Here is a 26058-nt window from a genome sequence, read left to right as displayed (position 1 = left end):
CTCGAAGGCTGGCTTATGTGTGTGCTTCTAACGCAAAAACAATCAGTCGGCTTGTGGAGCTTCTACCGGCTTGACCGCTTCTTCGTAAGAGACCGATTTGTCGGTCACGCTAGCTTTCTGCAGAACAGTATCCACAACTTGCTCTTCCAGCACAACCGAACGAACTTCGTTCAGCTGCTGGTCGTTTTTGTAGTACCAGGACACTACTGCTTCTGGCTCCTGGTAGGCCGAAGCCATTTCCTGGATCAGTTCACGCACGCGGTTTTCGTCAGGCTTGAGGTCGAATTGCTTGACCACTTCAGCCACGACCAGACCCAGTACAACGCGACGCTTGGCTTGTTCTTCGAACAGCTCGGCAGGCAGTTGATCAGGCTTGATGTTGCCGCCGAACTGCTGAACAGCCTGCACGCGCAGACGGTTCACTTCGTTCTCCAGCAGGGCCTTTGGCACGTCGATCGGGTTGGCGGCCAGCAGACCATCCATTACCTGATTCTTGACCTTGGATTTGATCGCCTGACGCAGCTCGCGCTCCATGTTCTTACGAACTTCGGCGCGGAAACCGTCGATGCCAGACTCTTTGATACCGAACTGAGCGAAGAATTCTTCGGTCAATTCAGGCAGTTTCGGCTCGGAAACAGTGTTCACGGTCACGGTGAACTCGGCTGCTTTGTTAGCCAGGTCCAGGTTCTGGTAGTTTTCCGGGAAGGTCAGGTTCAGAACGCGCTCTTCGCCTGCCTTGGCGCCTACCAGGCCTTCTTCGAAGCCCGGGATCATGCGGCCGGAACCCAGCACCAGCTGAGTACCCTTGGCGGAACCGCCGGCGAAGACTTCACCGTCAACCTTGCCAACAAAATCGATGTTCAGTTGGTCGTCGTTCTGCGCAGCGCGATCAACTGCTTCGTAACGCACGTTCTGCTTGCGCAGGATGTCCAGCATCTTGTCCAGATCGGCGTCCGCCACGTCAGCGCTCAGGCGCTCGACTGCGATGGATTCGAAACCGGCAACGGTGAACTCAGGGAACACTTCGAAGGTAGCGACGAATTCCAGGTCCTTGCCCTTTTCCAGGACTTTCGGCTCTACCGAAGGTGCCCCGGCCGGGTTCAGCTTTTGCTCGACCACTGCTTCATAGAAAGAAGCCTGGATCACGTCGCCTACCGCTTCTTGACGCGCATCAGCTTCGTAACGCTGACGGATTACGCTCATTGGCACTTTGCCAGGACGGAAGCCTGCAATCTTGGCCTTTTGGGCAGTCTGCTGCAGACGCTTGTTGACTTGAGTCTCAATGCGCTCAGCTGGCACGGTGATGCTCATGCGGCGCTCAAGAGCAGAAGTATTTTCAACAGAAACTTGCATGGATATTCCTCGTTGCACAGACGTTAGCCGGCCGTTTCCGACCCCAGAATCAAGGGCATGCATTCTAGTGGGTCAAACTCAAGAAGTCACCCTACTGAGAACAGGTAAAAAAGCAGCAGGCAATTTATAAGGACGGACGCACCAACGCACCCCGCCCCAATGGCAAATACAGTCAATCACGCCAGGGCTCTGCGCCAACCCTTCCTTATATAGAAGAGGCGACTGGCCATAACCCCGACAGCCGATCTTGCGAGCAAGACCGACGGGCAGCGCAGCATCATCGAGAAACATAAATACGACGAAACGCCCTGCCCCTGCGACCCGGAACCTGCGGTCGCCGAACTTTCGAACCAACAAAAACAAAAAAGGCGCCAGACTGTTAAATCTGGCGCCTTTCGAAATATGGGGTGGACGATGGGGATCGAACCCACGACAACGGGAGTCACAATCCCGTGCTCTACCAACTGAGCTACGCCCACCATATTGCGTAACAAAGAAGCCAAACCACTTCTTCGTTGAAACCCACCCACGCCATTGGCATGAATGAAGCTTTATTTGGTGCGGATGAAGAGACTCGAACTCTTACGCCTCGCGGCGCTGGAACCTAAATCCAGTGTGTCTACCAATTCCACCACATCCGCGAGTTGAAGCCTTTAAAGCAAAGGCGCCAGACTGTTAATCTGGCGCCTTTCGAAATATGGGGTGGACGATGGGGATCGAACCCACGACAACGGGAGTCACAATCCCGTGCTCTACCAACTGAGCTACGCCCACCATATCGCGTTACTTGTGCCAAAGCTGCCTAATGGCGCACCCGGCAGGACTCGAACCTGCGACCATCCGCTTAGAAGGCGGATGCTCTATCCAGCTGAGCTACGGGCGCCTTATTAATCTGTACTCTTGGAGGACTACAAACTAAGTGCTTTCCAGTCTCGCAGAATCTTGATTCCGCTCAACCTTCCTAACCAGTGCTAGGCTGTGCCCGACAAGTGCGACGAATAGTATAGAGCCACCTACAGGTCGTCAAATGATTTTTGAGAAAAATTCATTTAATTAAAGGGCTTAGGGGAATTTGCAGACCAAGCGCCTTTGCCCTCACGTCCTGGCATGCGAGAATGCGCTCTCTTTTCTTCCCCCTCTCGATGGTTAATCACGCGCAATGACTGCACAACTAATCGACGGCAAATCGATCGCCGCCAGCCTGCGCCAGCAGATCGCCAAACGTGTTGCCGAGCGTCGCCAGCAAGGTCTGCGCACGCCAGGCCTCGCGGTGATCCTGGTCGGCAGCGATCCCGCCTCTCAGGTTTATGTCTCGCACAAGCGTAAAGACTGTGAAGAGGTCGGCTTCCTCTCCCAAGCCTACGACCTGCCCGCTGACACCACCCAGCAAGCCCTGACCGACTTGATCGACCGTCTTAATGAAGACCCGAACATCGACGGCGTGCTGCTGCAACTGCCCCTGCCGGAACACCTGGACGCCTCCAAACTGCTGGAGCGCATTCGCCCGGACAAAGACGTCGACGGTTTCCATCCTTATAACGTCGGCCGTTTGGCCCAGCGCATCCCCCTGCTGCGCCCGTGCACCCCTAAAGGCATCATGACCCTGCTGGAAAGCACCGGGGCCGATCTCTACGGGATGGACGCGGTGATTGTCGGCGCCTCCAACATTGTCGGTCGGCCGATGGCGATGGAACTGTTACTGGCCGGCTGCACCGTGACCGTGACCCACCGCTTCACCAAGGACCTGGCTGGCCACGTCGGCCGCGCCGACCTGGTGGTAGTGGCCGCCGGCAAGCCGGGCCTGGTCAAGGGCGAGTGGATCAAGGAAGGCGCGATCGTGATCGACGTTGGCATCAACCGCCAGGACGACGGCAAGTTGGTCGGCGACGTGATCTACGAAACCGCCCTGCCCCGTGCTGGCTGGATCACCCCAGTGCCAGGCGGCGTCGGCCCGATGACCCGTGCCTGCCTGCTGGAAAACACCCTGTATGCCGCGGAAACCCTGCACGGGTAAGTCTCGCGCCTACAACTGCACCGAAAAACCCCGCCTTTTGGCGGGGTTTTTCGTTTCCGAACCCGCCAGCGGCTACTCGTCGAAAAACCCTGTTTTTTACTCGAAAACGAGGGCTTTGCGCTGCCCGGCGAAGAACATTCGACAGTTCCTCAGCTACGCTCATAAAATGTAACGTTTTTCTGGAAAAAGCCCGTTGAACAACGGCATACCCACATTTATCGAGTCCACTCGCGTGAAAATCCGTCTTTCTATCCTGAGTCTCTTCTTGGCATTTTCAGGCACTGTCATGACGCCGGGCGTCAACGCCGGTGAAACCACCGCGGTACCTCGCGACACCTCGAAACTGCATATCGCCTCCGGCAGCGCCATGCTGATCGACCTGCAAACCAACAAACTGATCTACGCCAGCAACCCGGATGTGGTGGTGCCCATCGCCTCGGTCACCAAATTGATGACCGGCCTGGTGGTACTGGAAGCCAAACAGAACATGGAGGAATACATTTCCGTATCGATCAGCGATACCCCGGAAATGAAAGGCGTGTTCTCGCGGGTCAAGATTGGTAGCGAGCTGTCACGCAGGGAAATGCTACTGATTACCCTGATGTCCTCGGAAAACCGCGCCGCCGCGAGCCTGGCCCACCACTACCCAGGCGGCTACGCGGCCTTTATCGCAGCCATGAACGCCAAGGCCAAGGCGCTGGGCATGACCAGCACTCACTATGTTGAGCCCACCGGCCTGTCGACCCGCAACGTTTCTACCGCCCGCGACCTGAGCAAACTGGTGCAAGCGGCGCGCAAGTACCCGCTACTGAGCGAGCTGAGCACCACCAAGGAAAAAACCGTGGCGTTCCGCAAGCCCAGCTACACCCTGGGCTTTCGCAACACCGATCACCTGGTGCGCAAGGATAATTGGGACATCCAATTGACCAAGACCGGCTTTACCAACCAGGCGGGCCATTGCCTGGTGTTGATCACCCGCATGGGAGGGCGTCCGGTCTCGCTGGTGATCCTCGATGCCTTCGGTAAATACACGCACTTTGCCGATGCCAGCCGGATCCGCCAATGGGTCGAAACCGGCAAGAGCAGCGCGGTGCCTGCGGTGGCCTTGCAGTACAAGGCCGACAAGAACCTCAAGGGCCGCCAGAGCGGCGTGGCGCAAACGGCAGATTGATCTACCCCACAACAAAACGGCGCCCCAGGGCGCCGCTTTTCATTGCTGCCTATTCAATGCCTGGGTCGCCTGGGCTGCCGCCTCTTCCCGCCCGGCCTGGCTTAGCTCATTGGCCGCCTGCAACCAGCGCTGGCGATCGACCTTGGCCGGTATCTGCGTCGGCGCCTGTACCAGCACCGCCCAGCCCCCTGCACTTTGGAAAGCCGACTCGAAGGACTTGAAGTCCATCAACAGGCGTTTTTCCAGGCCCGAGCGCAACAGCACCGTTTGTTTCTGCTGGTTGTAGCCGGCCAGCAAGGCATACCTGGGCTCCTCCCAGAATGCCGAACCCTCGGTGTAGCGCAGCCACACCGGGTAACCCGCAGCCACTTGGGTCAACAGCGCCGGCAGGTTGCTGTCCAGCGGATAGACCACCATCCCGTATTCACGGGCCAGTTTCTGCATATTGTGCTGCAACTGCGCCTCGGCGCCGGGCAAATGCAGGGGTTTTTCCAGTAATCCCGGGGTAATCGTCACGCCCTGCTGCGACAGCAGGCTGGCCAGGGTCTGCGGGCCGCCCTGGTAGGCGTCCCCCCGGTAGAAGCGGCCGCTGAGCTCGACACGCTCGGGCAGGCGCTTGATTTCCGGTTGCACAGTCCCGGCACACCCGGCCAGGCTCAAGACGCAGGCTGTAGCCAGCAAGGCAAAGCGAAATCGAGGAAGTACCGGCAACATCATCACTCACTTGTTCAGGTGCCAGGCGGTCAGCGTCCCGGCTTCGCCCCTGATCATAGCAGCGGTATAGCCTTAAACGGCAGTCGGCTGCGGCTGATAGAGCAAACTGGTTGGTGCCTCACGACTATTGGTCAATAGCCTGCAACACCACAACGGCTAGACTGACACCTGCGAGAAGTATGTGCCCGACGCAGGGCAAAGAGGAGGAGGCACTGATGAGCCTGACCACCACCATCTTGATGCTGATCACTGGCTGGGTGGCCGTAGCCGCAGCCATGCTGTGGGGCGTATTGCGCATCACCCGCCGGCATCACCACGCCTACCGAGCGCCACAAGCCCCGGCGCAAGAGCAGAAACCCGAGCAACCCCACGCCTCCGCCCATTGAGGCTTCCCCCCCATAAACAAAACGGCCGCCTGCACGCTGGGCGCAGACGACCGTTGAGTACTGCCTTCAGGCATTACGCCTGGTCGGCCAGCTTCTTCTGCCGAGCCCGACGCGACATCATGTTCAGCACCTCGATCGCTGCCGAGAACGCCATGGCCGCATAGACGTAGCCTTTAGGCACATGGGCGCCAAAACCTTCGGCGATCAGGGTCATGCCGATCATGATCAGGAAGCCCAGGGCCAGCATTACCACAGTCGGGTTGTCGTTGATGAACTTGGCCAGGGGTTCAGCCGCCAACAACATCACCAACACCGATACCAGCACCGCGATGATCATGATCGGCAAATGCTCGGTCATGCCGACGGCGGTGATGATGCTGTCGATGGAGAACACCAGGTCGAGCATCAGAATCTGACCGATGGCCGCGGCAAAACCCAAGGTCACGCCAGACGATTTCGACAGCGGATCATCCGGTGCCGGGTCCATGCTGTGGTGGATTTCGGTGGTGGCCTTCCACAACAGGAACAGACCACCGGCGATCAGGATCATGTCTTTCCAGGAGAACGCGTGGCCCAGCACCTCGATCACCGGCGCAGTCAACTGCACGATGAAGGCGATGGTGCTCAACAGGCCCAGGCGCAGCACCAGTGCCATGCTGATGCCGATCCGGCGCGCCTTGGCCCGATGCTGCTGCGGCAATTTGTTGGTCAGGATCGAGATGAAGATCAGGTTATCGATGCCGAGCACGATTTCCATGACGATCAGGGTGGCCAAGGCGACCCAGGCAGTGGGGCTTGCAGCAAGTTGTAAAAGGTATTCCATGGGTCAGTCCTGACTCGGGTTTAAACGGATTAGATTTCCTGCGAGGAACTTTGTTCTTTCTCGTTATCGGTCGAACTGTCTTTTTTGCCAATCACAGTACCGGTGGCATCGCTCAGTGCCTGTTCCGCCGCCTTGTGCGTCTCGTCGATCGCCAGCTTGGCCGACTCGGCTGCCTTGCCCATCAATTGCTGGGCGCTTTTTTCGGCCTGGTCACAGCCTGTCAACAGCAGAGCGGAAACGGCCAGCACGGACGCAGCCGTCAGGGTCTTGAATGTCATCATTGCTTTCCTCGTTAGAACAGAGACGGCCGTATCGGCAGCCCGTCGATAGCGAGGCATTCTAAGGAGGCTAACACTTCAGAAAAATTCGTATTTTTAGCGGCTATACTTCGGTTTTTACGAATCGGCGTTCGCCATGCTCAATTATCGGCAACTGCATTACTTCTGGGTCGTGGCCAAGACCGGCAGCATCGTGCGTGCGTGCGAGCAACTGAACCTCACGCCACAGACCATCAGCGGGCAGATCAGCCTGCTCGAACAGACCTACGGCATCGAGCTGTTTCGCCGGGTCGGACGGCAGCTGGAGTTGACCGAGGCCGGCCGCCAGGCCCTGCCCTACGCCGAGCAGATGTTTCAGTTGGGCGGTGAACTGGAAGCCCTGCTGCGGGCCCAGCCCAATGAACAGCAGATCGTCTTCCGGGTCGGGGTCGCGGACGTGGTGCCCAAGTCCATCGTCTATCGCCTGATCGCGCCCACCATGGAATTGACCGAACCACTGCGTATCACTTGCCGCGAGGACAAGCTGGAACGTCTGCTGGCCGACCTGGCGATCCAGCGCCTGGACCTGGTGATTTCCGACAGCCCGATGCCCTCGCACCTGGACATCAAGGGCTATAGCCAGAAACTCGGCGAATGCGGCATCAGTTTTTTTGCCACGCAGGAACTGGCACAACGTTACGGCAACGACTTCCCTCACTGCCTGCACGGCGCGCCACTGCTGATTCCCGGCCAGGAAACCGTGGTGCGCAGCCGTTTGCAGCGCTGGTTTGCCGAGCAGAAAATCCAGCCGCGGATTGTCGGCGAGTTTGATGACAGCGCCCTGATGCAGGCATTTGGCCAATCCGGCAGCGGAATTTTCATCGGTCCCAGCGTGATCGCCGATGAAGTCAGGCGCCAGTACGGCGTGCAGGTGATTGGCCAGACCGACGCGGTGACCGAGTCGTTCTACGCCATTTCAGTGGAGCGCAAGGTCAAGCACCCGGGCATCGTCGCCATTACCGAAGGGGCCCGACGCGAGCTGTTCACCAGCCTCTAGGGCCTCAGGCGCAGACGGCCGGGGCCTTGAGCTTCATCAGCAGCAGGGCCAGCACGATCGACAGCAGAATGAACCCCGCCGCGGCAAAGCCCAGGCTACCCAGGCCCAGGGTGTCGATCACCCGCCCGCCCACCAGCGCGCCCAGGCCAATCCCCAGGTTGGCCCCGGCAATGTTCAATGACGCGGCGAAGGCCGGCGCCTGGGGCGCGGCCTTCATCAGGCGCACATGGCTGACCAGGAACAGCGCCGCCTGGGTCACGCCCCAGACCCCCATCGCCGCCGCCAGCCCGAGCGTCGAGTGGATGCTCGGCACCAGCGCCACCATGCCGCCGATCATGAAGCCACAAAACACCATGGAAGCGATCAGCGGGTGGCGGTCGACCATGCGCCCACCCAGCGAATTGCCGATCAGTCCGACGGCGCCGAAGCCCATCAGGCACCAACCCACCAGCGTGCCGTTGAAACCGGCCAGGCGTTCAAGGATATCGGCCAGGTAGGTGTAGGCGGTGAACATGCCACTGAACACCAGGATCGACAACAGCACATGGCCTTGCATCAGTGGACTGCGCAGGATCTTGAACTGCGCGCGCAAGCTTACCTGCTGCTGGTGCAGATCGGTCCGGGGCAAGTAGATAAACAGTAGCAAGGCCTTGGCGAAGGCAATCACCGCGAGGATGGCGAACGCACTGCGCCAGCCAAATGCGTCCGAGATCAGCGTGCCCACGGGAATGCCGAAGACTGTGGCGCAGACGATCCCGAAACCGATCTTGGCAATCGCCCGACCGGCGTACTGCGGCCCGACAATGTCCACCGCCGTTTCGCTGGCCAGCGCCCAGAACACCGGCAACCCCAGGGCCGGTATCAGCCGCGCCAGGGCCATCACCCCGATGTTGGGCGCCAGGGCCGCCAGGGTGTTGGCCAGGCCGAACAGGATCAACACGCTGATAAACAGCCGGCGACGCTCGAACCGCGCACAGTACGCGGTCAGGAACGGACCAAAGGCGGCGACGGTAAACGCGAACAGGGTCACCAACAGCCCCGCCTGGGAAACGCTGACCTCTAGGTCGCGGGCAATCGACGGCAACAGCCCGACAATGACGAATTCCGTGGTCAGCACAGTAAATCCGGCGGCTGACAACAGCAGGATGGGCAACAGCATGGGTAACTCCAGAAAACGACAACGCCAGCGACAGCCCAGGGGCTCACTGAAGAGAGATGAAAAAGAGGATGGCGAATCTTAACAGAATGCGTCCCGGTACAGCAGCAACATGGGCCGAACCGCCGAACAGACTGGCGTCAGATCGTCACACGTCTGCAGGATAGGGCCTACGCTGTGCTAAAGTCCGCGCCCGCGAAAGACTGGACAATTCGCGTTGCCTGCCGGTTCCGCCAGCCTGCCCCTTTTGTTGCTGGCGGCCCCCATGGACGCACGGCACCCTAAAAAAAATCAGAGATACCGCTATGACTGCTGCCCCGCCTACTCTTTTGCAAAGACTCAAACGCACCAGCCTGGTCACCCAGATCGTCATCGGCCTGATCGCCGGGATTGCCCTGGCCCTGCTTGCGCCTGAGGTGGCCAAATCCACCGCGTTCATCGGCAAGGTCTTTGTCTCGGCGCTCAAGGCCGTGGCACCGATCCTGGTATTCGTGCTGGTGATGGCCTCGATTGCCAACCACAAGCACGGCCAGGAAACCCACATCCGCCCGATCCTCTTCCTCTACCTGCTGGGCACCTTTGCCGCAGCCGTGGTTGCGGTGGTGGCCAGTACCCTGTTCCCCTCGAACCTGGTACTGGCGACCCACGACGTGGCGGTCAGCGCCCCCGGCGGAATCAGCGAGGTCCTGCAAAACCTGTTGCTGAGCGTGGTCGACAACCCGATCAGCGCCCTGATGAACGCCAACTTCATCGGCATCCTGGCCTGGGCCATCGGCATGGGCGTGGCCATCCGCCACGCCGGCGAAACCACCCGCGCCGTGCTGGGCGACCTGTCCAACGGGGTGACCCTGATCGTGCGCCTGGTGATCCGCTTTGCGCCGCTGGGGATTTTTGGCCTGGTGGCCTCGACCCTGGCCACCTCGGGCTTCGGCGCGCTGGTCGGCTACCTGCACCTGCTGGCCGTGCTGCTGGGCTGCATGCTGTTCGTGGCCCTGGTGATGAACCCGGCCATCGTCTACTGGAAACTGCGCCGTAACCCTTACCCGCTGGTGCTGACCTGCCTGCGCGAAAGCGGGATCACCGCCTTCTTTACCCGCAGCTCGGCAGCGAACATTCCGATCAATCTGGAGTTGAGCAAGCGCCTGGGCCTGCACGAAGACACCTACTCGGTCTCCATCCCGCTGGGCGCCACCATCAACATGGCCGGCGCGGCGATCACCATCACCGTGCTGACCCTGGCGGCCGTGCACACCCTGGGTATTGCCGTGGACATGCCCACCGCCATCCTGCTGAGTATTGTCGCGGCCATTTGCGCCTGTGGTGCCTCGGGTGTCGCCGGCGGCTCGCTGCTGCTGATCCCCCTGGCCTGCAGCCTGTTCGGCATTCCCAGCGAAATCGCCATGCAAGTGGTAGCCGTCGGTTTCATCATCGGCGTGTTGCAGGACTCGGCCGAAACCGCCCTGAACTCCTCCACCGACGTGCTCTTCACCGCTGCAGCCTGTATGGCCGAGGAAACCAACAGCGAGCAAACCGTGTAGAATCCGCCTCAACAAAAAGCCCGCCCAGGTTCACACCGGGGCGGGCTTTTTTGTAGCGCAGGGGTTTAGAACGCGCCCATGTAATCGCGCTTGCCGACTTCCACACCGTTGTGACGCAGGATCGCGTAGGTGGTGGTGACGTGGAAGAAGAACTGCGGCAGACCGTAGGTCAGCAGGTACGACTGGCCACTGAAGCGTTTTTCCTTCGGCGTGCCTGGACGGGTAACGATCTCGATGCCTTCCTTGCCATCGATCTGCGCAGGCTGGATGCCGTCGATGAAGGCCAGGACCTTGGCGATCAACGCTTGCAGTTCAGCGAAGGTCACTTCGTTGTCGTCGTACTTCGGCAGTTCGACTTCAGCCAGGCGGGCCGAAACGCCCTTGGCGAAATCGACGGCGATCTGCACCTGACGCACCAGCGGGAACATGTCCGGGAACAGGCGCGCCTGCAGCAAGGCATTAGGGTCGATGTTCTTGGCCGTGGCATGGGCCTCGGCCTTGTTCAGCACATCGCTCAGGGCGTTGAGCATTTGCTTGAAGACCGGAACGGATGCAGCGTACAGAGAAATAGTCATGGCAGTCTCGCAGGAGAGTGGGGCTGTGAAGGATGGCGCGATTATAGCCATGCCTGAGGCGCCGTGCGGCTTGTCTTTTACTGTGCAAGGATTAGGCTAGACGGCTTCGACTGCATAGGGAAAGCGCGATGAGCACAGAACAAGAGACCTCCACCGAAGACTTGCGCCTGAGCAGCACCGAGCTGCGCATCCTCGGTTGCTTGATCGAGAAGCAGGCCACCAGCCCGGAAACCTACCCGCTGACCCTCAATGCCGTGGTTATCGCCTGCAACCAGAAAACCAGCCGCGAACCGGTGATGAACCTGAGCCAGGGTCAGGTCGGGCAAAGCCTGCGCGCACTTGAAGGGCGCGGTTTTACCCGATTGGTGATGGGCAGCCGCGCCGATCGCTGGGAGCATCGCCTGGACAAGGCGCTGGAACTGGTGCCGGCCCAGGTGATCCTCAGTGGCTTGTTGTTCCTGCGCGGGCCGCAGACGGTCAACGAACTGCTGACCCGCAGCGGCCGCATGCACGACTTCGAAGATGCCGAGCAAGTCGTGCATCAACTGGAACGCCTGATCGCCCGTAACCTGGCGATGCTCATCCCGCGCCAGGCGGGCCAGCGCGAAGACCGCTACATGCACGCCTTGGGCGACCCGGCGGATATCGAAGCGATCCTCGCGGCGCGCCAGAGCCCGGTGGAGCGCGGCAGCGCCAGCGGTGTGTCACTGGAGCGTATTGAAGAGCTGGAAGCGCGAATTGCCGCGCTTGAAGAGCGCCTAGCCCGACTCGAGTAGCCCTGCCAGGCCCGTCTACCCAGCCCCGCCGCCTGATCAGACGCGGGCAAACGCCACCGCTTGCTGGAACTGCACATCGCTGGGGCGCACGCCGGTGTACAGGACAAACTGCTCCAGCGCCTGGATGGCGATGACTTCAAGGCCGGTGATCACCTGCTTGCCGGCTGCCCGAGCTTGCACGATCAGTGGCGTTTGCGACGGGATCGCCACCACATCGAACACGGTCTGTGCCCCCTCGATCACCTCGGCCGGGAACGCCAGTTGCTCGGCCTCGCTGCCACCGGCCATGCCAATGGGCGTGACGTTGATCAGCATCTGCGGGCGCTCCTCGCCCAGTTCCGCTTGCCAGCGATACCCCAGCGAGTCGGCCAGGGCGCGCCCGGCACTTGCATTGCGGGCCACGATCAGGCCGTTGCTGTAGCCGCCATCGCGCAGGGCACTGGCAACCGCCTTGGCCATGCCACCGCTGCCGCGCAAGGCGAAACTCGATGCCTGGGGCACGGCGTGGCGCTTGAGCAGTTGTGCGATGGCGATGTAGTCGGTGTTGTAGGCCTTGAGGTGCCCGTCGGTATTGACGATGGTATTGATCGACTGGATGGCCGCGGCAGAGGGGTCCAGTTCATCGACCAAGGCAATGCAGGCTTCCTTGAACGGCATCGATACGCCGCAACCGCGGATACCCAGGGCGCGAATCCCGGCTACCGCCCCCGGCAGGTCCTGGCTGCTGAACGCTTTGTAGTAGAAGTTCAGGCCCAGTTGCTCGTACAGATGGTTGTGGAAACGCAGGCCGAAATTTCCGGGGCGCCCCGACAATGACATGCACAGTTGGGTGTCTTTGTTCGGGTTCATCAGCATGTGGAACTCCTTCGCTAAACACTTTCAGATAAACGGGATTAGCCAGCCCGCAAGCGTTGATCAATCATGAGCAGGTGCCCGGCCCTGTTGGCGTAGCCGGGTCCGGACGGCGCTACAGACCTTACACAAAATTTACCCAGGCGCCTCGTGAATTCGCCAAAAAACGCTGTCTGAGAGGTATCCCCGCGACACTTGCTGGCTCTATTGCAGAACCAGGCGCCGGGGAGTCACAACGAGGAACCATCATGCTCCGTAAACTCCCTGCAATTGCCTTGCTGATCGGGGCCTTCGCTGTCGCAGGACAGGCGCAAGCCCACGGTGGTGGCTACCACGGATGGGGGGCACCGGCGGCGGTCGGCGCGGTAGTGGGTGCGGTGGTCGCAGGTTCGGTGATCGCCCACTCGCAACGCCCGGTGTATGTCCAGCAACCGGTTTACGTCCAGCCGCAGCCGGTGTACATCCAGCAACCGCCGCCGGTCTACTACCAGCCGCAACCGGTGTATGTGCAACAACCGATCTACTACCGCCCGGCACCGGTGTACTACGGCCCACCCCATCGTTACTACGGCCCGCCTCGCTACTACGGCCCACGCTGGTAATCGATGGGCGAAACTCCCCAGGCCTCGCCTCGCAGCGGGGCCTGCTGCCGTTGTGCCCCCCCGATTCCATGTCTGAATAAATCTCGCCAAGGTCGCTGCCGGGACAATGGCTGCGGCAAGATGGCGCATCATGGATCCGACGAATACCCTGGCGCGCACGGCCCAGGTGTCATATTTATGTCATGGCAGAACCCCAAGCTCTGTTCTGTCCGTCACAAACGGTTAATAAAAACAAGGACGACCCTCTATGCCCACGCAAAACCCGCACCGCGTTGTCGGACTCTGCACCTCCAGCAAGGTCTATAGCGCGCTGACCGAACTCAAGCACCTTGAGGGTCATCGCAGTGCCAAGTTTCTTTCGCTGCTGGCCGAGAACCTGGTGCGCAAAGGCCTGCTCAATGAGCACGAAGTGATGAACATGCTCGACCAGGTTGTCGACTGAGCGCCTCAATGCCGTCAATGTCCACTATCGAGCGCGTTGATTGTCCCAAGGTTCAGCGCGCCGGTAAGGTAGCTCCATTGATTGATGGAGGTACTTATGCCCAAGGTTCAGATCATGTCCGTTATCGGTAGCGCCGTTCCCGCCCCCCTCAGAGAGCTGGGATTGCTCGCCTGCTGGTACCTGGTGCAGGACGGCGAGGCCATCAGCGGTCCGCTGACTTCACTGCCTGCCGCCCAGGCACTGTCACAACGCATCGGCAGCTTTTCCCTGAGCGCTTAAGGCAACTGCACCCGTGGCTTGGTTTCGACGTATAGCGCCCAGCTGGAGATAAACAGCGCGGTGATCAGCGGACCAATGACAAACCCATTGAGTCCGAAAACCGCCAGGCCGCCCAGGGTCGAGATCAGGATCAGGTAATCCGGCATCTTGGTGTCCTTGCCCACCAGAATCGGGCGCAACACGTTATCCACCAGGCCGATCACGAACACCCCGTACAACCCCAGGACCACCCCCTGCCAGACCGCACCGCTGAGCAGGAACCAGGCCGCCACGGGCGCCCAGACAATCCCCGCCCCCACCGCCGGCAACAGCGACAGAAACGCCATCAACACCGCCCAGAGCAACGCACTGGGAATGTCCAGGAACCAGAAGATCAGCCCGCCCAGCGCACCCTGTGTGACAGCCACCAGCAGGTTGCCCTTCACCGTGGCCCGCACCACGCGGTTGAACTTGAGTTGCAGGCAGCGTTTCTGATGCTCATCCAGGGGCACCGCCGTGCGCAGCTTGCGCGCCAGCTCCGGACCGTCGCGTAAAAAGAAGAACAGCAGGTACAGCATGATGAAAAAACTCAACACAAACTCGAACGTACCCTGACCGAAGCTGAACGCCTGGGTGGCAAAAAACTGGCTGCCCTGCATCGCCCCCTTGACGATTTTCTCCCGCAGCCCACTCAGGTCACCCATGCCGAACCGATCCAACAGGTTCTGGAAATACGGCGGCAGGCTGTGCTTGAACTGCGCCAGATAGCCGGCAATGTCCAGTTCGCCGCTCTCGATGTTCTTGTAGAGCGTGGTCCCCTCCTGCACCAGCAAGGCGCTGATGATGATCACCGGCAAGATCGCGATCACCAGGCAGACGCTGAGGGTAAACAGCGAGACCAGGTTGCGTTGCCATCCCAATTTCAGTTGCAGCCGGTGCTGCAACGGGGCAAAGACAATGCCCAGGATCACCGCCCAGAACACCGCGCCGTAGAACGGCAGGAGAATCCAGATAAACGCCAGGGTGACCAGGACCAGCAGGACCATCAGTGATTTGTTCTGTATCGAGGAGTGGTTCATGTCCGATCCATGTCTGATAGACGCCGTCTGCGCCTTATAGGTTAGTCAGCCACGAAACGCCCGAGTGCCGTGATTTCTTCAGCGACCATAGATCCAGATCAATAAACGTGTGCCGCATCTGCCCTACCCTCGCGCCCTTTTGCGATCGACGCCACCATGACTCTCGCCACGCCCGAACTGCTCGCCCCTGCCGGCACCCTGAAAAACATGCGTTATGCCTTCGCCTATGGCGCCGATGCGGTGTATGCCGGTCAGCCGCGCTACAGCCTGCGGGTGCGCAACAACGAGTTCGATCATGCCAACCTGGCCCACGGGATCAGCGAGGCCCAGGCCCAGGGCAAGCGCTTCTACGTGGTGGTCAACATTGCCCCGCACAACGCCAAGCTCAAGACCTTTCTCAAGGACCTGGAACCGGTGATTGCCATGGCCCCGGATGCACTGATCATGTCCGACCCGGGCTTGATCATGCTGGTGCGCCGGCATTTCCCGCAGATGCCGATCCACCTCTCGGTGCAAGCCAACACCGTGAACTGGGCCAGCGTCGAGTTCTGGCAGCAGCAAGGCCTGAGCCGGATCATCCTCTCGCGCGAGTTGTCCCTGGAGGAAATCGCCGAGATCCGCCAGCAGGTGCCGGCCATGGAGCTGGAAGTGTTTGTCCACGGCGCGCTGTGCATGGCCTATTCCGGGCGCTGCCTGCTGTCGGGCTACCTGAACAAGCGCGATGCCAACCAGGGCAGTTGCACCAATGCCTGCCGCTGGAAGTATTCAGCCCAGCCGGCGACGGAAAACAACGTGGGCGAGATCGTCCAGCCGTTTGCACCAGCACCGACCCTGGGCCTCGGCACACCGACCGACCAGGTGTTCCTGTTGCAGGAAGCCAATCGCCCGGACGAACTGCTGCCGGCCTTCGAAGATGAACACGGCACCTACATCATGAACGCCAAGGACCTGCGCGCAGTGCAGCACGTCGAGCGCCTGACGCACATGGGCGTGCATTCGCTGAAGATCGAAGGCCGGACCAAGTCGCACTTCTATTGCGCGCGCACCACCCAGGTCTATCGGCGTGCAATCGACGACGCCGTGGCCGGCCGCCCGTTCGACCGCAGCCTGATGACTGACCTGGAGTCCCTGGCCCAGCGCGGCTACACCGAAGGTTTCCTGCGCCGCCACGTCCATGACGAGTACCAGAACTACCAGAACGGCAGCTCGGTCTGCGACCGCCAGCAGTTCGTCGGCGAACTGACCGGCGAGCGCCGTGAACGCCTGGCCGAGGTCAAGGTGAAAAACCGCTTTGCCCTGGGCGACCACATGGAGCTGATGACCCCCAAGGGCAACTTCCACTTCGACCTCCAGCAGTTGCAGAACGCCAAGGGCGAGCCGCTGGAAGTGGCGCCGGGAGACGGCCACATCGTCTACCTGCCAATTCCGGATGCAGTGGATTTGCACTATGGGCTGTTGATGCGGGATGTGAACAAGGGCTGATGGTGGTTTTGCGCAATGAACCCATCGCCACGCCCCTGTAGGAACTCGCGCCTACAGAAGGTGTGTTCCCAGGTTTACAACACCATCGCCGCCACCCAACCAAACGCCAGCAGTGGCAGGTTGTAGTGCAGGAAGGTCGGGACCACGGTGTCCCAGATATGGTGATGCTGGCCGTCGATGTTCAGGCCCGAGGTCGGGCCCAGGGTCGAGTCCGAGGCCGGTGAACCGGCGTCGCCCAGGGCGCCGGCGGTGCCGACGATGCAGACGATGGCCAGCGGGCTGAAGCCCAGTTGCACGCACAGCGGCACGAAGATCGCCGCCAGGATCGGCACCGTGGAAAAGGACGAGCCGATGCCCATGGTCACCAGCAGGCCGACCAGCAGCATCAATAACGCCCCGACCCCCTTGCTGTGGCCGATCCACGCCGCCGACGTCTCAACCAGGGTCTGTACCTCGCCGGTGGCCTTCATGACCTCGGCGAACCCGGAAGCGGCGATCATGATGAAGCCGATCATCGCCATCATCTTCATGCCTTCGGTGAACAGATCGTCAGTCTCGCGCCAGCGCACCACCCCCGATACCGAGAAGATCAGGAACCCGGCCAACGCGCCGATAATCATCGAATCCAGCAGCAACTGGATGATGAACGCGGCGGCAATCGCCAGCCCTGCCACCAGCAAGGTCAGTGGGTTGTACTGGACAGCCACCTGCTCGACCCGCTCGATTTTCTCCAGGTCGTACACGCGCTTCTTGCGGTAGCTGAAAAACGCCAGCAAAAGCCCGAACACCATGCCCAACGCCGGAATGCCCATGGCGTGGGTGACGTTGATGCCACTGATGTCGACGCCACTCTTGGCCACGTTGGCCAGCAGAATCTCGTTGAGGAAGATGTTGCCGAAACCCACCGGCAGGAACATGTACGGCGTGATCAAGCCGAAGGTCATGACGCAGGCGATCAAGCGGCGATCCAGTTGCAGTTTGGTCAGCACATACAGCAGCGGCGGCACCAGCAACGGAATAAACGCAATGTGGATCGGCAGGATGTTCTGCGAGGCGATCGCCACCACCCAGAGCAAGCCGATCAGCAACCATTTGATCTGGCCACCGCCGTGGGTGTCCTTCCGATCCACCAGGGCCAGGGCCTTGTCCGCCAGGGCATGGGCCAGGCCGGACTTGGCAATCGCCACCGCAAACGCGCCGAGCAAGGCATAGGACAAGGCCACGGTCGCGCCGCCGCCCAGGCCACTGTTGAAGGCCTTGAGCGTCGCCTCGATACCCAGGCCGCCGGTCAGGCCACCCGCTAACGCGCCAATGATCAGCGCGATCACCACATGCACGCGAGACAGGCTGAGCACCAGCATGATGCCGACCGCGGCAATTACTGCATTAATCATCGTTACCTCAAAGCACAGTCGCCGCTGAATGCAGCGCAAACGGGATGAGTCCGGCCTGCCAGCTGCAAGGGCCGACACCGGGTGGAATAGAGGTTTTATTAGAGGGCGCGCACTGTGCCGCAGCCCGCCGCGCTTGTCAAAAGCTACGCGGCCTCAAGAAAGCGCTGATGAGGCCGTTACAGGTCCAGGTCTTGGATATTTATCGATTAAGGGCGCCTCCATGTCACTCAGACAGCTGTCGATTCAATGGAAAATCACCCTGCTGGCCGGGCTGTGCCTGGCCGGCATCGTGACCTTGCTGGTGGGTCTGTCGTTGTATCGCATGGAGCACAGTTCCGAACTGGTCAAGGCGTCGAGCATGAGCATGCTCAACGAAGCGGCCCAGTCGCGCATCGAAGCCCAGGGCGAAGTCCAGGCGCTGGGGATTCGCCAGCAGTTCATGGACGCCTATCAATATGGCCACGGCTTCTCGCGCCAGGTGCTGTTCCTGCGCGAACAGGCCGAGAAACGCTTCCTCGATGCCTTCGACCTGCGCGAGGACCTGACCCGCCAGGTCAAGTCGGCGCTGCTGGCCAACCCGCAACTGCTCGGGCTGTCCCTGGTGTTCGAAGCCAACGCCCTGGATGGCAAGGACGAGCTGTTTGCCGGCCAGGCGGAACTGGGCAGCAACGACAAGGGCCGCTTTGCCCTGTACTGGTCGCAGCCGACCGCCGGCAAGCTGAACTCGATGGCGCTGCCCGAAAGCGACATGGCGGACACCAGCACCGGCCCTAGCGGCGAACCGGCCAATGCCTGGTTCACCTGCCCACGAGCCACCCTCAAGCCCTGCGTGATCGAACCCTACTTCTATGTGATCGACGGCCAGAACGTGCTGATGACCAGCATCGTCTTCCCCCTGCAGGTGGACGGCAAAGTCATCGCCTCGCTGTCGGTGGACATCAACCTCAACAGCCTGCAGGCCGTCAGCCAACAGGCAAGCCGCGAGCTCTACGACGGCCAGACGAGCGTCAGCATCCTCAGCCCCGTTGGCCTGCTCGCCGGCTACAGCCCGGACGCCAGCAAACTCAGCCAGCGCCTGAGCGCGGTGGACCCGGACGGCGCCGAACTGTTGCGCATGCTCGGCACCGGCAGCCAGACCCAGAGCCTGCGCAGCCCGCAGCAACTCAAGGTGCTGTCGCCCTTCGAACCGATTCCCGGTGGCAAGGCCTGGGGGGTGTTGCTCGACGTGCCGCAACAGGTCGTGGTCGGCCCGGCGCAGGCCCTGCAGGCCGAACTCGACGCCACCAACACCACCGGCACCCTGGTCGAGCTGGGCCTGGGCCTGATCGCCGCGGTCATCGGCCTGCTCCTGGTGTGGCTGATGGCCCGTAGCGTGACCCGGCCGATTCTCGGCGTGGCCCACATGCTCGAAGACATCGCCAGTGGCGAAGGCGACCTGACCCGGCGCCTGGCCTACGACAAGCAGGACGAACTCGGGCAACTGGCCGGCGGGTTCAACCGCTTCCTCGACAAGCTGCAACCGATCATTGCCCAGGTCAAACGTTCGGTGCAGGACGCCCGCAGCACCGCCGATCGGTCCTCGGCCATCGCCACCCAGACCAGCGCCGGGATGGAGCAGCAGTACCGCCAGGTCGATCAGGTCGCCACTGCCTCCCACGAAATGAGTGCCACCGCCCAGGACGTCGCCCGCAGCGCAGCGCAAGCGGCACAAGCAGCGCGCGACGCGGACCAGGCGACCCGCCAGGGCCTGACCGTGATTGACCGCACCACTGCCAGCATCGACAGCCTGGCCGCCGACATGAGCACCGCCATGGGTCAGGTCGAAGGCCTGGCGGCCAACAGCGAGAAAATCGGTTCGGTGCTGGAAGTGATTCGCGCCATCGCCGAGCAGACCAACCTACTGGCGCTCAACGCCGCCATTGAAGCGGCCCGCGCCGGGGAAGCCGGGCGCGGTTTTGCGGTGGTGGCCGACGAAGTGCGTAACCTCGCCCGCCGCACGCAAGAGTCGGTGGAAGAAACCCGCCAGGTGATCGAGCAGTTGCAAAGCGGCACCCAGCAGGTGGTCGGCGCCATGGGCAACAGCCACCGTCAGGCCCAGGGCAGCGTCGAGCAGGTTGGCCAGGCCGTGACCGCGTTGCGCCAGATCGGCGACGCGGTCACAGTGATTACCGACATGAACCTGCAGATCGCCAGTGCCGCCGAAGAACAAAGCGCAGTGGCCGAAGAGATCAACAACAACGTGGCAACCATCCGCGACGTGACCGAATCGCTGTCGGGCCAGGCCAATGAATCGGCGCGGGTCAGCCAGTCGCTCAACAGCCTGGCCAACCAGCAGCAGAGCCTGATGGATCAGTTCCGGGTGTAACCGATTGGCCGGTGGGGCAACCAGGCCTGCCCCACCGGCCTGATCGAGACTCAGAGTTTGGGTAGCTCGATCACTACCCGCAACCCGCCCCACTGGCTTTCTTCCAGGCGCAACTGCCCGCCCCACGCGTCGACGATATCGCGCACGATGCCCAACCCCAGGCCATGCCCGTCGGTCTGTTCATCCAGGCGCGTGCCGCGGCTGAACACCTGGTCGCGCTGGGTTTCGGGAATCCCCGGGCCATCGTCTTCGACCGCCAGCACAAACCCCTCGGGAGCCTGCACCACGCTCAAGCGCACTTCGGCGTCAGCCCATTTGCAGGCGTTATCCAACAGATTGCCGAGCAATTCCAGCAGGTCCTCGCGGTCCCAGGGCAGGTGCAGGCCAGCCGGCGCGTCGTAACTGAGGTCCAGGTGTTCGCCGTGGATCATGTTCAAGGTTGCCAGGAGCCCCGGCAGCTCGGCATCACAATCAAACAACGCGCCGGGCAAGGCATCACCGGCCAGTCGCGCACGGTTGAGCTCACGGTTCAGGCGCTGCTGCACCTGCGCAAGTTGCGCTCGCAGGACGTTACGCAGCTCGGGATGGGCATCGAGCTTGTCGCTGGAAGCCAGGCTCAGCAACACCGCCAACGGGGTCTTCAGCGCATGGCCGAGGTTGCCCAAGGCATTGCGCGAGCGTTTGAGGCTGTCTTCGGTGTGCGCCAGCAGATGGTTGATCTGCGCCACCAGGGGTTCCAGTTCTTCGGGGACCTGGGCGTCCAGTTGCGAGCGTTGCCCCTGTTGCAACTGGGCGATCTGCTCGCGGGCGCTTTCCAGCGGCCGCAGGGCGCGGCGCACGGTGACCCGCTGCAACAGCAGAATCAGCAACAGACCGGCCAGGCCGAGGCCGAGGCCGATCTGGCGTACGCGCCGGAAGCTATCCTGCACCGGGGTGTAGTCCTGGGCCACGCTGATGGAGATCGACTGGCCCAGGCGCCGGTAGTCCGAGCGCAACACCAACAGTTGCTGGCCCTCCGGCCCCAGTTGCAGGTTGCTGTGCAGACCCGGCTGTTCGAGCTGTGGCAGTTCCTGGTCCCACAATGAGCGCGAACGCCAGTGGGTGTCGGCAAAGTCGATACGGAAATAATGCCCGGAAAACGGCCGCTGATAGGCCGGCGACAACCGACGCTCGTCCAACTGGATCCCTTGCGGACCGCGCACCAGGGCCACCAGCAGGTTTTCACTGTCATTGCGCAAACCCGCTTCCAGGTAACGCTGCAGCCCCTCCTCGAACAGCCACAGGCTGGTTTGCGCCAGCACCAGGCCGACGATCAGCAGCACACTGATCAGACCCAGGCTCAAGCGCCGCTGGATCGACCTCACTGCGCCTGCCCGCCGAACAGGTAACCCTGGCCTCGACGGGTTTCGATCACGCTGCGCCCCAGCTTGCGCCGCAGGTGGTTGACGTGGACTTCGAGGACATTGGAATCGCGCTCGGTTTCGCCGTCGTAGAGGTGCTCGGCCAGGTGGCTTTTGGACAGGATCTGCTGCGGGTGCAGCATGAAGTAGCGCAACAGGCGAAACTCGGCGGCGGTCAGCTGGATGTCGGCGCCGTCACGCACCACGCACTGCCGGCCTTCGTCCAACTGCAAACCGGCGGCCTTGAGCGTCGGCTGGTTGGCCTGGCCGTGGGAACGGCGCAGCAGCGCCTGAATGCGCAGGTGCAGTTCTTCGGGGTGAAAGGGTTTGGTCAGGTAGTCGTCGGCGCCTGCCTTGAGCCCCTCGATGCGTTCGGCCCAGGAGTCGCGCGCGGTCAGCACCAGCACCGGTGTGGCCAGGCCTCCCGCGCGCCATTGGCTGAGCACTTCCAGGCCCGGCAGCCCCGGCAGGCCGAGGTCGAGGACGATCAGGTCATAGGGTTCGGTGCTGCCCTGGTACACGGCATCGCGACCATCGGCCAGCCAGTCCACCGCGTAACCCTGGCGATTGAGTCCGGCCAGCAACTCGTCGGCCAGCGGCACGTGGTCTTCCACCAGAAGCAAACGCATCGATCAATCTTCCTTGTCTTTGAGTAAACGGCCGGTCCTGGCGTCCAGGTCCAGCTCACGCACCACGCCCTGGGGAGTCAGCAGTTCGACTTCATAAATGTAGACGTCATGCTTCTCTTCCAGCTCCGCCTCCAGGAGCTTGGCGCCGGGGTAGCGGTCCAGCGCCTGCTGCAGCAGTTGCTCCAGCGGCAGGATTACCCCTTGCTGGCGCAGGCGCAGGGCTTCGTCCTGATCGAGATCACGGGCCACTGCCAGTGAGCAGACCGCCAGTAGCGCCAGGGCGCCGAGCCCATAAGCGCGCAGATTAACCTTCATTACGTATCCTGATGATCCTTGAGTAGCTGCCCGGTGACAGCGTCCAATTCCAGGTCCCACTCAATGCCTTGTTGATCACGCAACTCGATCTGATAGATGTACTTGCCGTACTCTTCTTCCAGTTCGGTTTCGGTGATGGTCGCACCGGGGTGTTTGGCCAGTGCGCTGGCATTGAGCTTCTCGAAAGACACAATGGTACCAGCGTCACGCAATCTCAGGGCTTCATCCGGTCCCAGGTCGCGGGCATGGGCCAGGCTGACCGTCAGGGCGATGAGACTGGCGGTGATCAAGGTGGTCAGGGTTTTCATGGGCGGTCTCCAGATCGGTATGGGCCCAGACTACCGGCAGCAACTTAATTGAAACTGAATCGCCATCATTGATGGACGACATACACCCACCCCGCAAGCCTGGCTTGCCCGAAGCGAGAGCTGCATGAGCGCTATCCACATCAAATTCCCGGCCCTGACCCTCAAGGCCGGCCCGCGGGCTTTCACGCGGATTCGCCAACAGGGCCTGAACGCGATGCAGGTGGGCACGCTGCCCGGTGCCGCCGGTGGCCCGAAAGCCCTGGGCATCCAGGGCCTGGACCTGGCGCTGTTCGGTGAGTGGTTGCCGGCCGCTCCCCGGGAGCGCTCGCTGATCGGCGCCTCGGTGGGCTCCTGGCGCTTTGCCAGTGCCTGCCTGCCGGACGCCGCCGAAGGCATTCGTCGCCTGGGCCAGCTCTACACCGAACAGCACTTCAGCAAGGGTGTGAGCATGGCGCAGATCAGCCAGAGCTCGCGACGCATGCTCGATGAACTGCTGGACGGTCGCGATGCGCGGATCCTCGACAACGCCCATTACCGCTTGAACATCATGGTGGTCAAGAGCCACGGCCTGCTGGCGGATGATCACCGCGGCCGGCTGGGCCTGGGGCTGTCGTCGGTGATCGCCGATAACCTGCGGGGTCGCGCACGCTTGTCGCGCCATTTCGAACGGCTGATCATCCACGACCCGCGCCTCGCGCCGCCGCTCAATGCCCTGCATGACTTCCCCTCGCGCTATGTCGCGCTGAATACCGGCAACCTGCGCCAGGCCTTGCTCGCATCGGGTTCGATCCCGATGGTCATGGAAGGCGTACGTGACCTGCCGGGCGCCGGCGCCGGGACCTTTCGCGACGGTGGCCTGCTGGACTATCACCTCGACCTGCCCTACAGCGGCGACGACATCGTGCTCTACCCGCACTTCACCGACCGGGTGATTCCCGGCTGGTTCGACAAGACCCTGCCCTGGCGTCGCGCCTGCCCACAGCGCCTGCAGGATGTGCTGTTGCTGGCGCCGTCGAAGGACTACCTGACCCGCCTGCCCTACGGCAAACTCCCGGACCGCAACGACTTCAAGCGTTTCATGGATGACGCACCAGGCCGCCAGAAGTACTGGCGCACCACCATGCAGGAAAGCCAGCGCCTGGGCGACGAGTTCCTCGAACTGGCCGCCAGCGGCCGCCTGGGCGAGCGCTTGCTGACCCTTTAGTCAGTGTTTTCCCGCAAGCGTTATTTCAAGCTGTTAAACTCGCGGCCTGCCCCATCGCCGCGGGCGATAGCCACCTGACAGAGCTCAAACCACTGTGGAAATTTTCAAAGATTCCACGGTGGGATCCCGCCAAAAACCTCTCCGTACCAAAATCTCCCCGTAGCACCGGCCCTTCGGCCAATCCCCGTATCACCCAGTACCGCGCAGTACCTTCCCAATTCAACCCTGTTAGTACATCATCCAGTACATCGAGAACTGAAAGCATAGGATGTACTAGTGGCCCTCACGGATACGGCAGCCAGGCAGGCGAAGCCAAAAGAAAAAGCGTACACCCTCCCCGACTCACTGGGACTTTCGCTCTACGTGGCCACCAGTGGCATCAAGAGCTGGCATTTCAGATTTACTTGGCTTGGAAAGCAGGCGCGAATTTCATTCGGGACGTACCCGGATACCGGCCTAAAGGACGCGCGCTCACGCAGAGATGAAGCGCGGGAAGATATCGCGAAAGGGATTGACCCACGCGAATCGAGAAAGGAGAAAAAAGAGGGATTGATCGATGCCAGTGGTCGCACCTTTCGCAAGGTGTACGAAGAGTGGCTCGCCTTCAGAAAAAGCAGTATCTCCCCTGGCACCCATCGAATCATCAGCAACCTGATGGATCTGGACGTACTGCCAACATTCGGGCCCAGGCAAATTGACTCGATAAAGCGAGCTGACGTCATCAGCCTGATTCGCCGAATCGAAAAGCGGGGATCGGTAGTCACGGCCGTGAAGGTCCGCCAGCGGATGGGCCAGGTGTTCAGCTATGCCATCGCCACCGGAATTATCGAAGCCAACCCAACCGCTGAAATGCATGCGGTCACCGAGAAAGGCGCCCAGAGCAGGCCGCACCCGTTCCTGCCGTTCAGCGAACTGCCAAAGACGATGGCGGCCATAAAGGAGTGCGTTGCGGGCCACCAGTTGCGGTCGGCGATCATGTTGATGATCTATACCGCATCACGCCCGGGCGAAGTCAGGCATGCGGAGTGGTCTGAAATCGACCTGGAAGCGGCCACTTGGACAACTCCGGCGTCCAAGATGAAGATGCGCCGCGATCATTCGGTACCTCTCCCCGCCCAGGCTATCGACCTACTGAAGAGCATGCTGCCGATCACCGGAGGGCTGCGCTACGTGTTCACAAACCGTAGCGACCCAACCATGCCAATCGGCACCAACTATGCGAACAGCGTCATGGAAATCTGCGGCCTGACCGGCAAACAGTCCCCTCACGGCTTCCGACACCTGTTCTCCACCGAGATGAACGGCCGCGGCTACAACCGGGACTGGATCGAGAGGCAGCTCGCCCACGCCGACAGCAGCTTCATTCGCGACGTGTACAACCACGCCACATACCTCGAGCAGCGCAGAGAAATGATGCAGGAGTGGGCGAACTTGGTTACCCCAGCGTAGCCTGCCAGGCCGCCTCTAGCTTGCGCTTCAGCGGAATGGTGGAAGGCTTCTCGATGCGAGCCAGCTTTCGGTACATGCTCACCCCCTGATAGATCGCCCAGCGCTTCCATTCCGGCACTCCAAGCACGCCCATGGACTCGCAGAAGATCTCATCGCAGCGCTCACGCGTGATGTACACCAGTTCACCGGCGACCACGATGGCCAGGTATTCGCAAAGCAGGTCGTGCACAACGGCAGCCTGGCCGTAGCTGCCCCACGGTGGAATCAGGTTCCATAGCAACTGCGGCACACTGGCCCCGTCGGTGAGATAGCCCGCCGGCACAGTGACCCATTGCTCGCTGTACTTGCTGCCCAGGTAGTAGCGGAACGGCGTGATCACCCGCCAGTGATCGGCACCCAGGATCTTGCTGGCTTGCGCGTCGTAACGGATATCCAGCGGGGCGGTGAATGACTCCATGC

At 61.4% G+C, this 26058-nt stretch carries 27 protein-coding genes, 4 tRNA genes and 1 pseudogene; 14 read left to right on the top strand and 18 right to left on the bottom strand.

Features of this window, described 5'->3' with window-relative positions:
* Window positions 1-42 precede the first annotated feature (42 nt).
* The 5 genes from tig to AACY45_RS09225 form a co-directional block, all read right to left on the bottom strand.
* Window positions 43-1353, bottom strand: a complete 1311-nt coding sequence (tig, locus tag AACY45_RS09245) for a trigger factor (RefSeq protein WP_339545178.1) — start codon at window positions 1351-1353, stop codon at window positions 43-45.
* 403 nt (window positions 1354-1756) lie between these two features.
* Window positions 1757-1832: transfer RNA gene (locus AACY45_RS09240), tRNA-His, on the bottom strand.
* A 77-nt stretch (window positions 1833-1909) separates the two neighbouring features.
* Window positions 1910-1994 (bottom strand) — tRNA-Leu (locus tag AACY45_RS09235).
* A 57-nt stretch (window positions 1995-2051) separates the two neighbouring features.
* Window positions 2052-2127, bottom strand: a tRNA-His gene (locus AACY45_RS09230).
* 32 nt (window positions 2128-2159) lie between these two features.
* Window positions 2160-2236 (bottom strand) — tRNA-Arg (locus tag AACY45_RS09225).
* Between the two features lie 276 nt (window positions 2237-2512).
* On the opposite strand from AACY45_RS09225, the gene folD reads away from it, so the two are divergent.
* Window positions 2513-3367 (top strand): bifunctional methylenetetrahydrofolate dehydrogenase/methenyltetrahydrofolate cyclohydrolase FolD, encoded by an 855-nt coding sequence (gene folD / locus AACY45_RS09220; protein ID WP_095167791.1) that lies wholly within the window; start codon window positions 2513-2515, stop codon window positions 3365-3367.
* A gap of 232 nt (window positions 3368-3599) precedes the next feature.
* Window positions 3600-4538, top strand: coding sequence for a D-alanyl-D-alanine endopeptidase (gene pbpG / locus AACY45_RS09215; RefSeq protein ID WP_339545177.1), 939 nt, complete (start codon window positions 3600-3602; stop codon window positions 4536-4538).
* A gap of 39 nt (window positions 4539-4577) precedes the next feature.
* Here pbpG and AACY45_RS09210 read toward each other — a convergent pair whose 3' ends face one another.
* Entirely contained in the window at window positions 4578-5252 is a 675-nt protein-coding gene (locus tag AACY45_RS09210; protein ID WP_445261176.1) for a peptidase C39 family protein, read from the bottom strand.
* Between the two features lie 215 nt (window positions 5253-5467).
* On the opposite strand from AACY45_RS09210, the gene AACY45_RS09205 reads away from it, so the two are divergent.
* The gene (locus tag AACY45_RS09205) at window positions 5468-5638 is read left to right on the top strand and encodes a hypothetical protein (protein WP_445261175.1); all 171 of its coding nucleotides are present in this window, start codon (window positions 5468-5470) and stop codon (window positions 5636-5638) included.
* Window positions 5639-5711: 73 nt separating this feature from the next.
* Here the strand turns inward: AACY45_RS09205 and AACY45_RS09200 are convergent, their stop codons facing one another.
* Together AACY45_RS09200 and AACY45_RS09195 are read right to left on the bottom strand one after the other, a co-directional pair.
* Window positions 5712-6461 (bottom strand): TerC family protein, encoded by a 750-nt coding sequence (locus AACY45_RS09200; RefSeq protein WP_339545174.1) that lies wholly within the window; start codon window positions 6459-6461, stop codon window positions 5712-5714.
* Between the two features lie 29 nt (window positions 6462-6490).
* Complete coding sequence (locus AACY45_RS09195; RefSeq protein WP_339545173.1) at window positions 6491-6739, bottom strand: hypothetical protein; 249 nt, start codon at window positions 6737-6739, stop codon at window positions 6491-6493.
* Between the two features lie 136 nt (window positions 6740-6875).
* Between AACY45_RS09195 and nhaR the strand changes: the two genes are divergently transcribed.
* On the top strand, window positions 6876-7775 hold the full coding sequence (nhaR, locus tag AACY45_RS09190; RefSeq protein WP_339545172.1) for a transcriptional activator NhaR: 900 nt from the start codon (window positions 6876-6878) through the stop codon (window positions 7773-7775).
* Between the two features lie 4 nt (window positions 7776-7779).
* Here the strand turns inward: nhaR and AACY45_RS09185 are convergent, their stop codons facing one another.
* On the bottom strand, window positions 7780-8934 hold the full coding sequence (locus AACY45_RS09185; protein ID WP_339545171.1) for an MFS transporter: 1155 nt from the start codon (window positions 8932-8934) through the stop codon (window positions 7780-7782).
* A gap of 302 nt (window positions 8935-9236) precedes the next feature.
* On the opposite strand from AACY45_RS09185, the gene sstT reads away from it, so the two are divergent.
* Window positions 9237-10469 (top strand): serine/threonine transporter SstT, encoded by a 1233-nt coding sequence (sstT, locus tag AACY45_RS09180; protein ID WP_339545170.1) that lies wholly within the window; start codon window positions 9237-9239, stop codon window positions 10467-10469.
* A gap of 65 nt (window positions 10470-10534) precedes the next feature.
* On the opposite strand, the gene AACY45_RS09175 is transcribed toward sstT, so the two are convergent.
* Window positions 10535-11044, bottom strand: a complete 510-nt coding sequence (locus AACY45_RS09175; RefSeq protein ID WP_339545169.1) for a DUF1993 domain-containing protein — start codon at window positions 11042-11044, stop codon at window positions 10535-10537.
* Between the two features lie 128 nt (window positions 11045-11172).
* Here AACY45_RS09175 and AACY45_RS09170 point away from each other — a divergent pair, with 128 nt between their 5' ends.
* On the top strand, window positions 11173-11820 hold the full coding sequence (locus AACY45_RS09170; RefSeq protein ID WP_339545168.1) for a YceH family protein: 648 nt from the start codon (window positions 11173-11175) through the stop codon (window positions 11818-11820).
* A 36-nt stretch (window positions 11821-11856) separates the two neighbouring features.
* Here AACY45_RS09170 and AACY45_RS09165 read toward each other — a convergent pair whose 3' ends face one another.
* Entirely contained in the window at window positions 11857-12675 is an 819-nt protein-coding gene (locus tag AACY45_RS09165; protein ID WP_339545167.1) for a shikimate 5-dehydrogenase, read from the bottom strand.
* 245 nt (window positions 12676-12920) lie between these two features.
* Between AACY45_RS09165 and AACY45_RS09160 the strand changes: the two genes are divergently transcribed.
* The 3 genes from AACY45_RS09160 to AACY45_RS09150 all read left to right on the top strand — a co-directional run bounded on the left by AACY45_RS09160 (window position 12921) and on the right by AACY45_RS09150 (window position 13995).
* Window positions 12921-13274, top strand: a complete 354-nt coding sequence (locus AACY45_RS09160; RefSeq protein WP_339545166.1) for a hypothetical protein — start codon at window positions 12921-12923, stop codon at window positions 13272-13274.
* Between the two features lie 247 nt (window positions 13275-13521).
* The gene (locus tag AACY45_RS09155) at window positions 13522-13716 is read left to right on the top strand and encodes a hypothetical protein (protein WP_166590789.1); all 195 of its coding nucleotides are present in this window, start codon (window positions 13522-13524) and stop codon (window positions 13714-13716) included.
* 96 nt (window positions 13717-13812) lie between these two features.
* The gene (locus tag AACY45_RS09150) at window positions 13813-13995 is read left to right on the top strand and encodes a hypothetical protein (protein WP_339545165.1); all 183 of its coding nucleotides are present in this window, start codon (window positions 13813-13815) and stop codon (window positions 13993-13995) included.
* On the opposite strand, the gene AACY45_RS09145 is transcribed toward AACY45_RS09150, so the two are convergent.
* The gene (locus AACY45_RS09145; protein ID WP_339545164.1) at window positions 13992-15053 is read right to left on the bottom strand and encodes an AI-2E family transporter; all 1062 of its coding nucleotides are present in this window, start codon (window positions 15051-15053) and stop codon (window positions 13992-13994) included. The genes AACY45_RS09150 and AACY45_RS09145 overlap by 4 nt on opposite strands.
* Window positions 15054-15209: 156 nt before the next feature.
* Here AACY45_RS09145 and trhP point away from each other — a divergent pair, with 156 nt between their 5' ends.
* Window positions 15210-16535: a prephenate-dependent tRNA uridine(34) hydroxylase TrhP gene (gene trhP / locus AACY45_RS09140; protein ID WP_339545163.1), complete on the top strand. Its 1326-nt coding sequence runs from the start codon at window positions 15210-15212 to the stop codon at window positions 16533-16535.
* 74 nt (window positions 16536-16609) lie between these two features.
* On the opposite strand, the gene AACY45_RS09135 is transcribed toward trhP, so the two are convergent.
* Window positions 16610-17926 (bottom strand): Na+/H+ antiporter family protein, encoded by a 1317-nt coding sequence (locus tag AACY45_RS09135; RefSeq protein ID WP_339545239.1) that lies wholly within the window; start codon window positions 17924-17926, stop codon window positions 16610-16612.
* A gap of 31 nt (window positions 17927-17957) precedes the next feature.
* Here AACY45_RS09135 and AACY45_RS29270 point away from each other — a divergent pair.
* Together AACY45_RS29270 and AACY45_RS29265 are read left to right on the top strand one after the other, a co-directional pair.
* Window positions 17958-19436, top strand: a pseudogene (locus AACY45_RS29270) (HAMP domain-containing protein); the annotation flags it as partial.
* Window positions 19437-19538: 102 nt separating this feature from the next.
* Window positions 19539-20294 carry a methyl-accepting chemotaxis protein gene (locus tag AACY45_RS29265; RefSeq protein ID WP_371927853.1) on the top strand — a complete coding sequence of 252 codons (756 nt, stop codon included), beginning with the start codon at window positions 19539-19541 and terminating at the stop codon, window positions 20292-20294.
* A 50-nt stretch (window positions 20295-20344) separates the two neighbouring features.
* Here the strand turns inward: AACY45_RS29265 and AACY45_RS09125 are convergent, their stop codons facing one another.
* From AACY45_RS09125 to AACY45_RS09110, 4 genes are read right to left on the bottom strand one after another with little or no spacing between them, the layout of a single operon-like run.
* Window positions 20345-21658: a sensor histidine kinase gene (locus AACY45_RS09125; protein ID WP_339545161.1), complete on the bottom strand. Its 1314-nt coding sequence runs from the start codon at window positions 21656-21658 to the stop codon at window positions 20345-20347.
* Complete coding sequence (locus tag AACY45_RS09120; RefSeq protein ID WP_339545160.1) at window positions 21655-22323, bottom strand: response regulator transcription factor; 669 nt, start codon at window positions 22321-22323, stop codon at window positions 21655-21657. The genes AACY45_RS09125 and AACY45_RS09120 overlap by 4 nt, the downstream gene beginning before the upstream one ends.
* Window positions 22324-22326: 3 nt before the next feature.
* A complete protein-coding gene (locus AACY45_RS09115) occupies window positions 22327-22638 on the bottom strand; it encodes a PepSY domain-containing protein (RefSeq protein WP_095167754.1) in 312 nt (103 codons plus the stop codon).
* Window positions 22638-22946: a PepSY domain-containing protein gene (locus AACY45_RS09110; RefSeq protein ID WP_339545159.1), complete on the bottom strand. Its 309-nt coding sequence runs from the start codon at window positions 22944-22946 to the stop codon at window positions 22638-22640. The genes AACY45_RS09115 and AACY45_RS09110 overlap by 1 nt, the downstream gene beginning before the upstream one ends.
* Before the next feature lie 124 nt (window positions 22947-23070).
* On the opposite strand from AACY45_RS09110, the gene AACY45_RS09105 reads away from it, so the two are divergent.
* A complete protein-coding gene (locus tag AACY45_RS09105; RefSeq protein WP_339545158.1) occupies window positions 23071-24150 on the top strand; it encodes a patatin-like phospholipase family protein in 1080 nt (359 codons plus the stop codon).
* A 276-nt stretch (window positions 24151-24426) separates the two neighbouring features.
* The gene (locus AACY45_RS09100; RefSeq protein WP_339545157.1) at window positions 24427-25599 is read left to right on the top strand and encodes a tyrosine-type recombinase/integrase; all 1173 of its coding nucleotides are present in this window, start codon (window positions 24427-24429) and stop codon (window positions 25597-25599) included.
* On the opposite strand, the gene AACY45_RS09095 is transcribed toward AACY45_RS09100, so the two are convergent.
* A complete protein-coding gene (locus tag AACY45_RS09095; protein ID WP_339545156.1) occupies window positions 25586-26056 on the bottom strand; it encodes a DUF1353 domain-containing protein in 471 nt (156 codons plus the stop codon). The two genes, AACY45_RS09100 and AACY45_RS09095, sit on opposite strands and share 14 nt — an antisense overlap.
* Window positions 26057-26058 lie beyond the last annotated feature (2 nt).

The organism is Pseudomonas sp. RA_35y_Pfl2_P32 (genome assembly GCF_963970735.1).
Lineage (GTDB): Bacteria > Pseudomonadota > Gammaproteobacteria > Pseudomonadales > Pseudomonadaceae > Aquipseudomonas.
This window is presented reverse-complemented; position numbering and strand designations above follow the sequence as displayed.